This window comes from Phenylobacterium sp. (assembly GCF_041916435.1).
GTDB lineage: Bacteria > Pseudomonadota > Alphaproteobacteria > Caulobacterales > Caulobacteraceae > Phenylobacterium.
This window is the reverse complement of sequence record NZ_JAYRZM010000002.1, coordinates 377541-390363: the sequence shown is the minus strand read 5'-3', so window position 1 is coordinate 390363 and position 12823 is coordinate 377541. Positions and strand designations below refer to the sequence as shown.

The following is a 12823-nucleotide window of genomic DNA, read 5'->3' as shown; positions in this document are numbered from 1 at the left end:
GGGGCCGCTCGCCTCGATTGTCGTAGCGGGGACTTGCGGGGGCCGGATCGGGGGTCTATATGTGACAGGTCAGTTATGCTCCAATTGAGCATATCGGATCAGGCGCCGACGGAACGCGGCACGTTCTGCGGCGTTTTTTGAGGCCGGTGAAATGCTCACTATGAGCATAAGGAGGACGCCATGGCCGCCGACGGGTTCACCCAGTTCGAATTCACCGCCGAGGTGGAACAGGCCACCCTGCCCCTGTGGGACAAGGTCAAGGGCCACGTCACCCCCATGGAGTGGCGCCTCCAGGCCCCGCTGATCGCCGAGATCAACCGCCTCAAGCGCGAGAAGAACGCCGTCATCCTGGCGCACAACTACATGACGCCGGAGATCTTCCACGGCGTCGGCGACTACGTCGGCGACAGCCTGGGCCTGGCCAAGGAAGCGGCCAAGTCCGACGCCGCCGTGATCGTCCAGGCCGGCGTCCACTTCATGGCCGAGACCTCCAAGATCCTGTCGCCGGAAAAGACCGTGCTGATCCCGGATCTGCGCGCCGGCTGCAGCCTCGCCGCCTCGATCACTGGCGCCGACGTGCGCCTGATCAAGCAGCGCTATCCCGGCCTGCCCGTGGTCACCTACGTCAACACCACCGCCGACGTGAAGGCCGAGACCGACGTCTGCTGCACATCCGCCAACGCCGTGCAGGTGGTCGAGCACGTCGCCCGCGAATGGGGCGTGGACCGGGTGATCCTGATCCCCGACGAGTTCCTCGCCCGCAACGTCGCCCGCCAGACCGACGTGAAGATCATCGCCTGGAAGGGCCGCTGCGAGGTGCACGAGCGCTTCACGGCCGAGGACATCCTGGAGCTGAAGGCCGCCTATCCGAACGCCGAGGTCCTGGCCCACCCCGAGTGCCCGGCCGAGGTGCTGGAAGTCTCCGACTTCGCCGGCTCCACCGCGGCGATGAACGACTACGTGCTGACCCGCAAGCCCAAGCAGGTGGTGCTGATCACCGAGTGCTCCATGGCCGACAACGTCGCCTGCGACGCGGTCGACACCGAGTTCGTGCGGCCCTGCAACCTGTGCCCGCACATGAAGCGGATCACCCTGGAGAACATCTACGAGGCCCTGGTCAAGCATCAGCACGAGGTCACGGTCGACCCGGCGATCGCCGAGCGCGCCCGCCTGGCCGTGCAGCGCATGATCGACCTGCCGCCGCCCGCAACACCCGCCCGCTACGACCTCGTGAAGGCCCGCCATCACGTGGACGTCGAGCTGATCTGACCTCCCCGCTCCCCTCGGGAGAAAGGACCGCCATGCGACGCATCGAACACGACGGCGTCCTGATCGTGGGCGCCGGGCTGGCCGGCCTGTCGGCCGCGCTTTCCGCCGCGCCGCGCAAGGTGATGGTGCTCACCGGCGCGCCGATCAGCCAGGGCTGCTCCTCGGCCTGGGCCCAGGGCGGCATGGCCGCGGCCCTCTCCGAGGACGACGATCCGCAGCTGCACGCCGCCGACACCGTCGCCGCCGGCGCCGGCCTGGTCGATCCGGACATGGCCGGCCTGCTGGCGACCGAGGGCCCCGCCGCCGTGCGCCGCCTGGCCGCGCTCGGCGCGCCGTTCGACCGCACCGAGGCCGGCGGCTTCGCCCAGAGCCTGGAGGCCGCCCACTCCCGCGCCCGCGTGGCGCGGGTCAAGGGCGACCAGGCCGGCCGCGCCATCATGGAGGCGGTGATCGCCGAGGCGCTCGGCGCGCGCCACATCGAGGTCCGCTCGGGCCATCGCCTGCGCGCCCTGCTGCAGGACGCCGAGGGCCGCGTCCGCGGCGTGGTCGCCGAGCACGACGGCGCCCTGGTGGAGATCCTCGCCTCGGCCGTGCTGCTGGCCACCGGCGGCGTCGGCGGGCTCTACGCCGTCACCACCACGCCGGCCGAACTGCAGGGCGAGGGCCTGGCCCTCGCCGCCCTGGCCGGCGCGACGATCGCCGACCCGGAATTCGTCCAGTTCCACCCCACGGCCATCGACATCGGCCGCGATCCCGCCCCGCTCGCCACCGAGGCCCTGCGCGGCGAGGGCGCGCGGCTGATCAACGCGGCGGGCGAGTTCTTCATGGCCGCCTATCACCCCGACGCCGAGCTCGCCCCGCGCGACGTGGTCGCCCGCGCCATCCACGCCGAGCGCGAAGCCGGCCGCGGCGCCTTCCTCGACGCCCGCCAGGCCGTCGGCGATCACTTCCCCGAGGAGTTCCCCGCCGTCTTCGCCGCCTGCCTGTCCGGCGGCGTCGATCCGCGCGTCCAGCCGATCCCCGTCGCGCCCGCCTGCCACTACCACATGGGCGGGATCGCCACGGACGCCGAGGGCCGCACCGCCGTCCCCGGCCTCTACGCCGCCGGCGAATGCGCCTCGGTCGGCGTGCACGGCGCCAACCGGCTGGCGTCCAACTCCCTGCTCGAGGCCGCGGTCTTCGGAACCCGCGCCGGCCGCGCCGCCGCCGCCGAGGCCGATCCCGCCACCGCCCCGCTCCGCCCCGCCGTGCCGCCCCGCCTGCCCGAGGCGGCGCTGCAGCGCCTGCGCCAGGCCATGAGCCGCGACGCCGGGGTGGTGCGCGACGCCGCCGGCCTGTCGCGCCTGATCGGCGAGCTCGACGCCCTGGACGCCGCCTATGGCCGCACCGCCCCGGCGCTGGCCGCGCGCCTGGTCGCCGAGGCCGCCCTCGCCCGCCGCGAAAGCCGCGGCGCCCACTTCCGCCGCGACTATCCGATGCAGGCCGAGCCCAAGCGCACCTTCGTCACCCTCGCCGCCGGCCGGGCCAGCCAGGCCGCATGATCGAGCCCCTTCCCGACCTCCTCATCGAGCCGGTCGTCCGCGCCGCCCTGGCCGAGGACCTGGGCCGCGCCGGCGACGTCACCGCCATGGCCTGCATCGAGGCCGACGCGCGCCTGTCCGTCGCCTTCGTCGCCCGCCGCGAGGGCGTGGTCGCGGGCCTGGCCTGCGCGCGCCTGGCGATCCTGGCCCTCGACCCGAAGGCCTGGTTCGAGCTCGACGCCGCCGACGGCGACAAGGTCGGTCCCGGCGCCGTCCTCGCCCACGTGGAGGGCAACGCCCGCGCCATCCTCTCGGCCGAGCGCACGGCGCTCAACCTGCTGGGCCGCCTCTCCGGCGTCGCCACCCTCACCCGCGCCTATGTGGACGCCGTGGCCGGCACGAAGGCGCGCATCGTCGACACCCGCAAGACCACCCCCGGCCTGCGCCATCTGGAAAAGTACGCCGTGCGCTGCGGCGGCGGCGTCAACCACCGCTTCGGCCTGGATGACGCCATCCTGATCAAGGACAACCACATCGCCGCCTGCGGCGGGGTCGGCGAGGCCGTGCGCCGCGCCCGCGCCTTCGCCGGCCACCTGATGAAGGTCGAGGTGGAGATCGACAGCCTCGACCAGCTCGAGGAGGCCCTCAGCCACCGGCCCGACGTGGTCATGCTCGACAACTTCGGCCCCGAGGCCCTCGCCGAGGCCGTCAAGCGCGCGGCCGGCCGCGCCGTGCTGGAGGCGTCCGGCGGCGTGAACCTGCAGACCGTGCGGGCCCTCGCCGAAACCGGGGTGGACGTGATCAGCGTCGGCGCCCTGACCCACTCCGCCCCGGTCCTGGACATCGGCCTGGACGCCTAGGCCGCGCCTCAGTCGAAGTAGCCGCCCTGGCGCATGTCGGTCAGAAGGTCGGCCTCCACCGGCGTCCAGCCCATGGTCCGGCGGGTGATCTCGCTGGAGGTCGGGTTGTCCGCTGCCGCGATCCAGGCCAACCAGCCGAAATGCTCACCCGCCTCGTCCGGCGTGATGCTGCGCGCGGGAACCCCCAGCCCCTCGCTGATCGTCTGCGAGATCGCCTTCAGCGCCACGCCCTCTTCGGCCACGGCGTGCAGCCGCGTTCCCGCCTCAGCCCTCTCCAGCGCCAGGCGGTAGAGCCGCGCTGCGTCGAACCGGTGCACCGTCGGCCAGCGGTTGGCGCCGTCGCCCACATAGGCGGCCACGCCCGTCTCCTTGGCGATCTCGATCAGCCGCGGCACGAAGCCGTGGTCGCCGCGGCCGTGCACCTGGGGCAGGCGCATGACGATGGGCCGCACGCCGCGCGCGGCGGCGTCCAGCGCGACGATCTCGGTGGCCCCGCGCAGGGCGAAGCCGCCCTCGCCACCCGGCGCGTCCAGCTCGGTGACCGGCCCCTCGCTCTTGGCCAGCGCGGTGCCGGAGGTCAGGACGAACGGCTTGCCGCTCCCCTCCAGCGCCGCCAGCATCGCCGCCACCGCGCGGCGGTCCGTCTCGATATTCTCGGCGTGCCGGTCGAACTCATGGACGAAGGCGGTGTGGATCACCCCGTCGCAGGCCCTGGCGCCGGCGGCCAGGCTGTCCAGGTCCGCCAGCTCGCCCCGGTGCGGCTCCACGCCCCGGCCCTTCAGCGTCTCGGCGGCCGCCTCGCTTCGCGCCAGGCCCAGCACCGAATGGCCCGCTCCGATCAGTTCGCCGACGATCGCCGATCCGACAAATCCGGTGGCCCCCGTCAAAAACACGCGCATCAACGCCTCCTTGTTCACGTCGAGGCGCCTTATCTTTCCAGGCGAGACGCTGAAAAAGCCGAGGGTTCATACAGGTATGGCCGCTAACACCCTGCCCGACCCCGCCGCCACCCTGGGCGGCTTCCTGCGCGACCGCCGGGCCCGGCTCAGGCCCCAGCCGGGCGCGGCGGGGCGGCGGCGCACGCCGGGGCTCAGGCGCGAAGAGGTGGCCGCGCGCGCCGCGGTCAGCGTCACCTGGTACACTTGGCTGGAGCAGGGCCGCGGCGGGCCGCCCTCCGACGAGGTGCTCGAACGCCTCTCCGGGGCGCTGGAGCTCGACGCCGCCGGCCGCGAGATGCTGTTCCTGCTGGGCCGCCGGCGTCAGCCGCCGCTCGTCCCGGCGCCGACGCCCAAGGTCGACCCGGTCATCCAGCACGTGCTCGACGCCATGCCCGACAGCCCCGCCTTCGTGAAGACGCCCGCCTGGGACACCGTCGCCTGGAACGCGGCCGCCGTGGCGGTGTTCGGCGACTACGGCGCCCTGCCGGACCGCGAGCGCAACGGCCTTCGCCGGCTGTTCTGCCATCCGGACGTCCGCACCATCCTGCAGGACTGGGAGGAGATCGCCCGCTTCGCCGTGGCGGTCTTCCGCATCGACGTGGCCCGCGTCGGCGGCAGCCCCGAGGCCGACGCCCTGGCGGCCGAGCTGCGGGAGATCAGCGACGATTTCCGCCGCTTCTGGGCCGAGGCCGAGGTGCGCAGCCATGGCGTCGGCCTCAAGCGCTACATGCACCCGGCCGGCGGCGCCCTGAACCTGGAGTTCTCCACCTTCGCGGTCGAGGGCGCCGAGGGCCTGAGCATGGTCGTCTACACGCCGGCCACGGCCGCCGACCGCGAGATCGTCCGCCGCCTCGTCGCCGGCCGCGCCGAAGCGGCCTGAGCCTACGCCGGCGCCGACAGACGCCCGGCCGCCCGGCGGGCCGCCTCTTCCCGTTCGGCCCATCCGTTGGCCATCCGCGCCTTCACCGCCGCCAGGATCTCCGGCGCCGCCAGTTCCGGCCGGCCGCTGTCGAACGGCGGCGCGGGCGCGTACTCCAGTCCGAGCTGCACCGACTGGGCGAAGGCGTCGCCCGCCAGCTCGGCGGTCAGCACGAAGGCGAAGTCCAGCCCCGCCGTCACCCCGCCGCCGGTGATGATGTTCCCGTCGCGCGCCACCCGCCGCTCGTCGACGATCGCGCCGAACGGGACCAAGAGCTCGCGCCAGGCCCAGTGGCAGGCCGCCCGCCTGCCCTTCAGGAATCCGGCCGCGGCCAGGATCAGCGAGCCGGTGCACACGCTGGTCAGGTACTTGGCCCCCGCCCCCAGCCGCCGGATCTGATCCATGAACGCCTCGTCCAGCATGGCGTCGGTGGTTCCGAGGCCGCCGGGCACGAGCAGCACGTCGCAGCGCTCGATCTTGGCCAGGTCGGCCAGGCCGGCGAACCGCAGCCCCTCGGCCTCGATGTCCATGCCGCCCATGGAGGCCACGGTGGTCTTGGCGTTCGGCACGCGGGACAGCACCTGGTGCGGGCCGGTGAAGTCCAGGTGGGTGACGTTCGGATAGAGGGCGATGACGATCTGCAGCTCGGCCATTCGGGCCTCCCGTGAGTTGACGGGCCGATCATCGCGGGCCTAGCGTCTGGCGGAAATGACAAAGTTCCCACATTTCTTGCCATGCGCCGCCTCGACCTGCTGATCTTCCCCGACTTCCAGATCCTCGACGCCGCCGGCCCGATCGCCGCCTTCGAGATCGCCGAGCGCTTCCGCCCGGGCGCCTACGAGTTGCACGTGGTCGCCGCCGAGCCGGGGCCGGTGCGCAGCTCGTCCGGCGCCATGATGCTGGCCGAGCCGCTGAGCGAGGCCGCCGCCGACACCCTGGTCGTCTCCGGCGGCGACGGCACGCGCCAGGCGATCGGCGAGGCGCGCCTGCTGGATTGGCTGGTGCGCGCCTCGGGCCGCGCGCGGCGCACCGCCAGCGTCTGCTCCGGCGCCTATCTGCTCGCCCAGGCGGGGCTGCTGGACGGCCTGCGCGCCACCACCCACTGGAGCCGTTCGGCCGACTTCGCCCGCCGCTATCCCAAGGTGCGCCTGGAGCCGGACCGCATCTTCACCCGCGAGGGAAAGGTCTGGACCTCGGCCGGCATCACCGCCGGCATCGACCTGGCGCTGGCCCTCATCGCCGACGACCTTGGCGAGGACGTCGCCCGGCGCGTGGCCCAGCAGCTCGTCGTCTACCACCGCCGGCCCGGCGGCCAGTCGCAGTTCTCCGCGCTCCTGGAGATGGGCGGCCAGGGCGGCCGTTTCGCCGGCCTGATCGACTGGATGCGCGAGCGCATTTCCGAGCCGCTCACTATCGAGCGCCTGGCCGGGCAGGCCGGCATGAGCGCGCGCAACTTCGCCCGCGCCTTCGCCGCCGAGACAGGCGTCACCCCCGCCAAGGCGGTGGAGCGGCTGCGCCTGGAGGTGGCTCGCGAGCGGGTGGAAGCCTCGGCCGAGCCCATCGACGTCCTGGCCCGCGCCGCCGGCTTCGGCGATCCGGAGCGGATGCGCCGCGCCTTCGTGCGCGCCTTCGGCCAGCCGCCCCAGGCCCTCAGGCGGGCGGCCCGGGCTTAGCCTCCGCCGCCAGCGCCGCCACCTGCGAGCGGATCAGGGTCAGGGTCTCGTTCTGCCGCTCGAGCAGCTCCACCAGCTCGCGGGACCGCATGGCGTCCAGCTTGTCGTGCAGGTGCATGATCTCCAGCTCGGCGCGCATGTTGACCAGGTAGTCGTGCTCGGCCGCCTCGCGGTCCAGCTTGGCCTGCCGGTTCTGGCTCATCATGATCACCGGCGCCTGGATCGCCGCCAGGGTCGACAGCAGCAGGTTCAGGAAGATGAACGGATAGGGGTCGAACGCCAGGCCGAAGCCCCGCGCGATCACGTTCCAGCCGGTCCACAGGAACAGGGCCGCGGCGAAGCCGAAGATGAAGCTCCACGAGCCGCCGATCTGGGCCACCCTGTCGGCCAGCCTGTCCCAGAAGGTGCGCTCGTCGGTCTTCAGCGCCGGGCTGATGCCGCTGGGCGCCTCGGCGACGATCAGGTCGATGACCCGGCGCTTGACCTCGCCGAGCTCGGCGTAGGGCGTCCCCAGGAGCTCGATGGCCAGCCGCTCGCGTCGATCCGCCTCGCTCATCAAGGCCTCTCCCTGGACTCGCCGGCGAAACCGCGCCGGCGCGCGCAGGATAGGGCCTCAGCCGCGGCGAAACTCAAGGGCTCCGCCGCGCCTGCAACACGAATTCGGCTGGGATCAGGAGGCCGCCGCGCCCACCACGCGCGCGCTCGTCTTGGCGTCGAGCTCGGCGGTCTCGTCGGCCGCCGACGCGGGCTTCTGTCCGGCGGCCTTCTGGATCACCGGCTTCTGGCCCGCCGGCTTGGCCGCCGACGCGGCCGCCTTGTCGGCGGCGGCGATCGCCGAGGCCGGAACCGACACGCCCGCCACGGCCTGGGCGGCCGCCGGCTCAAGCGTCAGCGAGGTCAGGCGGATCGTCGCCGGCTTCACGCCGTCCAGCGAAGGCGCCGGCGCGGCGAACACCCGCTGGATGTCCGCCGGCGGCGCGAGGTCCGGCGCCGCCACTTCGCCCCGGCGGGCGAAGCGGTAGAAGACGTGCGAGCCCACCTGCGCCACGCGCACCATGCGCGGCCCCCAGGCCGGCGCCACGGCGGTGGTGTGGAAGTGGGTGGAACGCCCCACCGCGCTCATCACGTAGCCGGCCAGCGCCCGGCTCGCCACGCGCTGGGCGCGGGTCCAGGCCCCGCCCTCGTAGCCGGCGTTCATCGCGCCGTTGCAGGCGAAGCTGAACTGGCAGCCCTTCCCCCCGGCGCCCTGGAAGACCACCGCGCAGACGCTGCCGGGAAAGGCCGAGGAGCGCACGCGGTTCAGCACCACCTGGGCCACCGCCGCCTGGCCGGCCGGCGTCTCGCCGCGGGCCTCGTAGTAGACCGCCTGGGTCAGGCACTGCAGGTCGCGGGACGCTTGCAGCGCCCCGCTCACCGCCAGCGGCAGCGCCGGCTCCAGCGCCGGCAGGCTGGCGCGCAGCATCAGGTCGCCGCGGGTGCGCCGCTCGTCCCGCTCCAGGCGGGCCGTGAACAGGGCGACCTGGCGGTCGCGAAGGGTCTGGCCGCCGGCCAGCGGGTCGTGCCGGCGCGCCACGCTGAGCGCGCCAGAATCCATGCCGGACGCCGCCTCACGCAGGGCGTCCTCGGAGAAACCGTCGGAGGCGGTCATGGCGAGTCGCTCGGCGCGCGAATGATCATTCGCCGTGCGCGCGAGTCCCCCAGCCATGTAAGCGGCGCCCACGCCCAGACCCACGACGGATCCGAGCAAAGCGGCCGCGGTCAGCGCACGCCAATCGGCGTGAGCCCGCGAAATCAAAAACAAGGCTATCGTGTCCTATGCGGCGAGGGCCAAGGCGCCCCCAAACACATCGCCTGCGGAGCGCCCCTGCTCATGCTGGCAGCGCACCACGGCGGACCCGTCCGATACACGTGGAAGGACGGGCTACGTCAAAGCAGCGGGGCTTATGCCGAGTCTTGCAGGCCGGCGCAACCCCATATTGCGGTGCAGCAAAAAAATTACTTGTTAATGGTTGAATCTTGATGAGCGGCGGAACCCTCAGGCCTCCTGTGGGTTGTTTTGCACCGCCTGACCGTGACGAGAGACAAGATGTTGAAGACCCTGGCGATACTTGCCGCGACCTGCGCGACGCTCGGCCTGGCTGGTTGCGGCCACAATGTCGAGCAGCGCGCCGCCACCGGCGCCATCGCCGGCGCGGTGGTGGCCGGCCCGGTCGGCGCGGTGGTCGGCGCGGGCGCCGGGACCATCGTCAGCAAGTCCGCCGACAAGCACTAGAATCACCCCGCGCCGCATAGTCCGGATGCGCCATGCCGCTGGCGCGCATCTTGCCTAGAGCCACCAGGGTGGGACTGGGGAGAGCTGCGATGCGGCATCTGATCATCGCGCTGGCGGTGCTGGCGGCCGCGCTGGCCGTGGTGGCGATCGCGCCGTTTAACACCTGAGCCGGCGCGCTTTGCGCTGGATCAAATTCCGGCGCGGCTCTATCGCGCATCTTCATCGAGAGTCATGAGGATGCGCGCATGTCGCTGACCAACACCCGCCAGGGCTACGGCTGGATCGCCATCGGCCTGCACTGGATCTCCGCCTTCGCGGTGATCCTGCTCTGGTTCCTCGGCGAGCGGATGGAGGACGCCCCCGACCGCGCCGCCCACATCGCCGCCCGCTCCCTGCATATTTCGGTCGGCATGCTGCTGATCACCTTCCTGGTCGCCCGGCTGATCTGGACGGCGACCCAGCCGGCCCCGGACAAGCTCGGCGCCAAGGGCCCGCTCTACATCCTGGCCAAGGCGGTGCAGGGCCTGCTGCTGCTGATGATCCTGATCCAGGTGGTCACCGGCCCGCTGGCGGTCTGGGCCGGCGCCCGGCCGATCGCCGTGTTCGACTGGTTCTCCATCCCCAGCATGTTCCCGGCCAAGGTCGGCTGGCTGAAGGAGGGCGCGGAGTTCCTGCACAAGGCCGCGCCGAACGCCCTGTGGCCGCTGCTCATCCTCCACGTCCTCGGCGCCCTCAAGCACGCCGTCATCGACCGCGACGCCACCCTCACCCGCATGCTCTGGGCCAAGAGCTAGGCGCCGGTCCCCCTTCGGCGCCGCCGCGAATTCTCCTCCCCCTCTGGGGGAGGTGGCGGCGAAGCCGACGGAGGGGGACTTTGAGTCACGGTCCCCCTCAGTCCCTTCGGGACAGCTCCCCCAGCGGGGGAGCATCTTCGCCGCGCCGCAAGCCGCCCCCTCCCGCCACGCTGCTGACAGGTCCTGGCAGCAGCCGCCCCTAGTCTGCGGCCCTCCGCAGTCCTACCTTGGCGGCCATGGCCAGCACTCCCTCCCCCGGCGTCGCCGACATGTCGGCGGCCTTCGTCTACGACGAGACCGCCACGCCCATGGCCTGGGTCCCGCACCGCCCCGCGCGGCCGGAGAAGTCCGAGGGCGGCAAGAAGTTCAAGCTCGTCTCCGACTACGCCCCGGCCGGCGACCAGCCGACCGCCATCGCCGAGCTGGTCGCGGGCATCCGCGAGCGCGAGCACGACCAGGTGCTGCTCGGCGTCACCGGCTCGGGCAAGACCTTCACCATGGCCAAGGTGATCGAGGAGACCCAGCGCCCGGCCCTGATCCTGGCGCCCAACAAGACCCTCGCCGCCCAGCTCTATTCGGAGTTCAAGAGCTTCTTCCCGGAGAACGCGGTCGAGTTCTTCGTCTCCTACTACGACTACTACCAGCCGGAGGCCTACGTGCCCCGGACCGACACCTACATCGAGAAGGACTCCTCGATAAACGAGCAGATCGACCGGATGCGCCACTCCGCCACCCGCGCGATCCTCGAGCGCGACGACGTCATCGTCGTGGCCTCGGTCTCCTGCATCTACGGCATCGGCTCTGTGGAGACCTACACCGCCATGACCTTCACCCTCACCCCCGGCCAGCGGGTGGACGAGAAGAAGCTCATGGCCGACCTGGTGGCCCAGCAGTACAAGCGCAACGACCAGGCCTTCGAGCGCGGCACCTTCCGCCGCCGCGGCGACACCCTGGAGATCTTCCCCGCCCACTACGAGGACCGCGCCTGGCGCATCTCCCTGTTCGGCGACGAGATCGAATCCATCACCGAGTTCGACCCGCTCACCGGCAAGAAGACCGCCGAGCTGGACGGGGTGAAGATCTACGCCAACAGCCACTACGTCACCCCGCGCCCGACGCTCCGCCAGGCCACCGCCGCCATCAAGGCCGAGTTGAAGGACCGCCTCGACTGGCTCGTCGCCAACGGCAAGCTCCTCGAGGCCCAGCGCCTGGAGCAGCGCACCACCTTCGACCTGGAGATGATCGAGGCCACCGGCTCCTGCGCCGGCATCGAGAACTACTCGCGCTACCTCACCGGCCGCCGCCCCGGCGAGCCGCCGCCCACCTTCTTCGAGTACATCCCCGAGAACGCCCTGCTCTTCATCGACGAGAGCCACCAGACCGTGCCGCAGATCGGCGCCATGTACCGCGGCGACTACCGGCGCAAGTTCACCCTGGCCGAATACGGCTTCCGCCTGCCCTCCTGCATGGACAACCGCCCCCTCAAGTTCGAGGAGTGGGAGGCCATGCGCCCGGCCACGGTGCACGTCTCGGCCACCCCCGGCCCCTGGGAGATGGAGAAGACCGGCGGCGTCTTCGCCGAGCAGGTGATCCGCCCCACCGGCCTGATCGACCCGCCGGTGGAGGTCCGCCCGGTCTCGAAAGACGGCTTCAGCCAGGTCGACGACGTCATCGACCAGGTGCGCCAGACCGCCGCCCGCGGCTACCGCTCGCTGATCACCGTGCTCACCAAGAAGATGGCCGAGGACCTCACCGAGTTCATGCACGAGCAGGGCCTGCGCGTGCGCTACATGCACTCCGACGTGGACACGGTCGAGCGCATCGAGATCATCCGCGACCTGCGCCTGGGCGCCTTCGACATCCTGGTCGGCATCAACCTGTTGCGCGAGGGCCTGGACATCCCCGAGTGCGGCCTCGTCGCCATCCTCGACGCCGACAAGGAAGGCTTCCTGCGCTCGGAGACCAGCCTGATCCAGACCATCGGCCGCGCCGCCCGCAACGTCGACGGCCGCGTCATCCTCTATGCGGACAGCGTCACCGGCTCGATGGAGCGGGCCATGGCCGAGACCGCCCGCCGCCGCGAGAAGCAGGAGGCCTACAACCTCGAGCACGGCATCACGCCCGAGAGCGTCAAGAGCCAGATCAAGGAGATCCTGGCCTCGGCCTACGAGAAGGACCGCGTCACCGTCCCGGCCGGCGTCGCCGAGACCGGCGGCAAGCCCTTCATGGGCGACAACTTCAAGACCACCCTGCGCGACCTGGAAGCCAAGATGCGCGAGGCCGCCTCGAACCTGGAGTTCGAAACCGCCGCCCGCCTGCGCGACGAGATCAAGCGCCTGAAACTCCTCGACCTCGAATTCGCCAACGACGCCCTCACCGGCGAAGGCGAGAGCGTCGACCGCGACGCCGTCAAGCGCGTGCGCAAGGAAGCCCGCGCCGAAAGCGCCGAACGGTTCCGGAAGGGCCGCCGCTAACCCCCGCCCCGCTCATCCCCGCGAAAGCGGGGACCCAGGCTTTTTGTGTTCCGCCCCCCTTGGATCGCCCGGACACGCCGGGCGAAGACGCAAGAGCGCGGATC

13 protein-coding genes are annotated in these 12823 nt (G+C 71.8%); 9 read left to right on the top strand and 4 right to left on the bottom strand.

What is annotated here, in order from left to right; translation table 11 throughout:
• Nucleotides 1–180 precede the first annotated feature (180 nt).
• Genes nadA through nadC form a run of 3 tightly spaced genes read left to right on the top strand, consistent with a single transcriptional unit; the run spans nucleotide 181 to nucleotide 3649 of the window.
• A complete protein-coding gene (gene nadA, locus ACE3TA_RS06765; protein ID WP_374571835.1) occupies nucleotides 181–1269 on the top strand; it encodes a quinolinate synthase NadA in 1089 nt (362 codons plus the stop codon).
• Between the two features lie 32 nt (nucleotides 1270–1301).
• A complete protein-coding gene (locus tag ACE3TA_RS06760) occupies nucleotides 1302–2810 on the top strand; it encodes an L-aspartate oxidase (RefSeq protein ID WP_374571833.1) in 1509 nt (502 codons plus the stop codon).
• Entirely contained in the window at nucleotides 2807–3649 is an 843-nt protein-coding gene (gene nadC, locus ACE3TA_RS06755) for a carboxylating nicotinate-nucleotide diphosphorylase (protein ID WP_374571831.1), read from the top strand. The genes ACE3TA_RS06760 and nadC overlap by 4 nt, the downstream gene beginning before the upstream one ends.
• An 8-nt stretch (nucleotides 3650–3657) precedes the next feature.
• On the opposite strand, the gene ACE3TA_RS06750 is transcribed toward nadC, so the two are convergent.
• Nucleotides 3658–4548 (bottom strand): SDR family oxidoreductase, encoded by an 891-nt coding sequence (locus ACE3TA_RS06750; RefSeq protein ID WP_374571829.1) that lies wholly within the window; start codon nucleotides 4546–4548, stop codon nucleotides 3658–3660.
• A 76-nt stretch (nucleotides 4549–4624) separates the two neighbouring features.
• On the opposite strand from ACE3TA_RS06750, the gene ACE3TA_RS06745 reads away from it, so the two are divergent.
• Nucleotides 4625–5467 (top strand): helix-turn-helix transcriptional regulator, encoded by an 843-nt coding sequence (locus ACE3TA_RS06745; RefSeq protein WP_374571827.1) that lies wholly within the window; start codon nucleotides 4625–4627, stop codon nucleotides 5465–5467.
• Between the two features lie 2 nt (nucleotides 5468–5469).
• Here ACE3TA_RS06745 and ACE3TA_RS06740 read toward each other — a convergent pair whose 3' ends face one another.
• Nucleotides 5470–6159, bottom strand: a complete 690-nt coding sequence (locus ACE3TA_RS06740; RefSeq protein ID WP_374571825.1) for a DJ-1/PfpI family protein — start codon at nucleotides 6157–6159, stop codon at nucleotides 5470–5472.
• Nucleotides 6160–6240: 81 nt separating this feature from the next.
• Here ACE3TA_RS06740 and ACE3TA_RS06735 point away from each other — a divergent pair, with 81 nt between their 5' ends.
• A complete protein-coding gene (locus ACE3TA_RS06735) occupies nucleotides 6241–7179 on the top strand; it encodes a GlxA family transcriptional regulator (RefSeq protein WP_374571823.1) in 939 nt (312 codons plus the stop codon).
• Here the strand turns inward: ACE3TA_RS06735 and ACE3TA_RS06730 are convergent.
• Both ACE3TA_RS06730 and ACE3TA_RS06725 read right to left on the bottom strand, forming a co-directional pair.
• The gene (locus ACE3TA_RS06730) at nucleotides 7157–7735 is read right to left on the bottom strand and encodes a DUF1003 domain-containing protein (RefSeq protein WP_374571821.1); all 579 of its coding nucleotides are present in this window, start codon (nucleotides 7733–7735) and stop codon (nucleotides 7157–7159) included. The two genes, ACE3TA_RS06735 and ACE3TA_RS06730, sit on opposite strands and share 23 nt — an antisense overlap.
• 114 nt (nucleotides 7736–7849) lie before the next feature.
• Nucleotides 7850–8827 (bottom strand): cell wall hydrolase, encoded by a 978-nt coding sequence (locus ACE3TA_RS06725; RefSeq protein ID WP_374571819.1) that lies wholly within the window; start codon nucleotides 8825–8827, stop codon nucleotides 7850–7852.
• Between the two features lie 438 nt (nucleotides 8828–9265).
• Here ACE3TA_RS06725 and ACE3TA_RS06720 point away from each other — a divergent pair, with 438 nt between their 5' ends.
• The 4 genes from ACE3TA_RS06720 to uvrB all read left to right on the top strand — a co-directional run bounded on the left by ACE3TA_RS06720 (nucleotide 9266) and on the right by uvrB (nucleotide 12719).
• Nucleotides 9266–9451 carry a hypothetical protein gene (locus ACE3TA_RS06720; protein ID WP_374571817.1) on the top strand — a complete coding sequence of 62 codons (186 nt, stop codon included), beginning with the start codon at nucleotides 9266–9268 and terminating at the stop codon, nucleotides 9449–9451.
• Nucleotides 9452–9483: 32 nt separating this feature from the next.
• Nucleotides 9484–9618, top strand: a complete 135-nt coding sequence (locus tag ACE3TA_RS06715) for a hypothetical protein (RefSeq protein WP_374571815.1) — start codon at nucleotides 9484–9486, stop codon at nucleotides 9616–9618.
• 78 nt (nucleotides 9619–9696) lie between these two features.
• Entirely contained in the window at nucleotides 9697–10245 is a 549-nt protein-coding gene (locus ACE3TA_RS06710; RefSeq protein ID WP_374571813.1) for a cytochrome b, read from the top strand.
• 236 nt (nucleotides 10246–10481) lie between these two features.
• On the top strand, nucleotides 10482–12719 hold the full coding sequence (gene uvrB / locus ACE3TA_RS06705) for an excinuclease ABC subunit UvrB (protein WP_374571811.1): 2238 nt from the start codon (nucleotides 10482–10484) through the stop codon (nucleotides 12717–12719).
• The last annotated feature ends 104 nt before the right edge of the window (nucleotides 12720–12823 follow it).

Excerpts from the sequence above, each read along its gene's own strand:
- nadA (WP_374571835.1), top strand. The coding sequence starts at position 181 with ATGGCCGCCGACGGGTTCACCCAGTTCGAATTCACCGCCGAGGTGGAA.
- ACE3TA_RS06760 (WP_374571833.1), top strand. The coding sequence starts at position 1,302 with ATGCGACGCATCGAACACGACGGCGTCCTGATCGTGGGCGCCGGGCTG.
- nadC (WP_374571831.1), top strand. The coding sequence starts at position 2,807 with ATGATCGAGCCCCTTCCCGACCTCCTCATCGAGCCGGTCGTCCGCGCC.
- ACE3TA_RS06750 (WP_374571829.1), bottom strand. The coding sequence starts at position 4,548 with ATGCGCGTGTTTTTGACGGGGGCCACCGGATTTGTCGGATCGGCGATC.
- ACE3TA_RS06745 (WP_374571827.1), top strand. The coding sequence starts at position 4,625 with ATGGCCGCTAACACCCTGCCCGACCCCGCCGCCACCCTGGGCGGCTTC.
- ACE3TA_RS06740 (WP_374571825.1), bottom strand. The coding sequence starts at position 6,159 with ATGGCCGAGCTGCAGATCGTCATCGCCCTCTATCCGAACGTCACCCAC.
- ACE3TA_RS06735 (WP_374571823.1), top strand. The coding sequence starts at position 6,241 with ATGCGCCGCCTCGACCTGCTGATCTTCCCCGACTTCCAGATCCTCGAC.
- ACE3TA_RS06730 (WP_374571821.1), bottom strand. The coding sequence starts at position 7,735 with ATGAGCGAGGCGGATCGACGCGAGCGGCTGGCCATCGAGCTCCTGGGG.
- ACE3TA_RS06725 (WP_374571819.1), bottom strand. The coding sequence starts at position 8,827 with ATGACCGCCTCCGACGGTTTCTCCGAGGACGCCCTGCGTGAGGCGGCG.
- ACE3TA_RS06720 (WP_374571817.1), top strand. The coding sequence starts at position 9,266 with ATGTTGAAGACCCTGGCGATACTTGCCGCGACCTGCGCGACGCTCGGC.
- ACE3TA_RS06715 (WP_374571815.1), top strand. The coding sequence starts at position 9,484 with ATGCCGCTGGCGCGCATCTTGCCTAGAGCCACCAGGGTGGGACTGGGG.
- ACE3TA_RS06710 (WP_374571813.1), top strand. The coding sequence starts at position 9,697 with ATGTCGCTGACCAACACCCGCCAGGGCTACGGCTGGATCGCCATCGGC.
- uvrB (WP_374571811.1), top strand. The coding sequence starts at position 10,482 with ATGGCCAGCACTCCCTCCCCCGGCGTCGCCGACATGTCGGCGGCCTTC.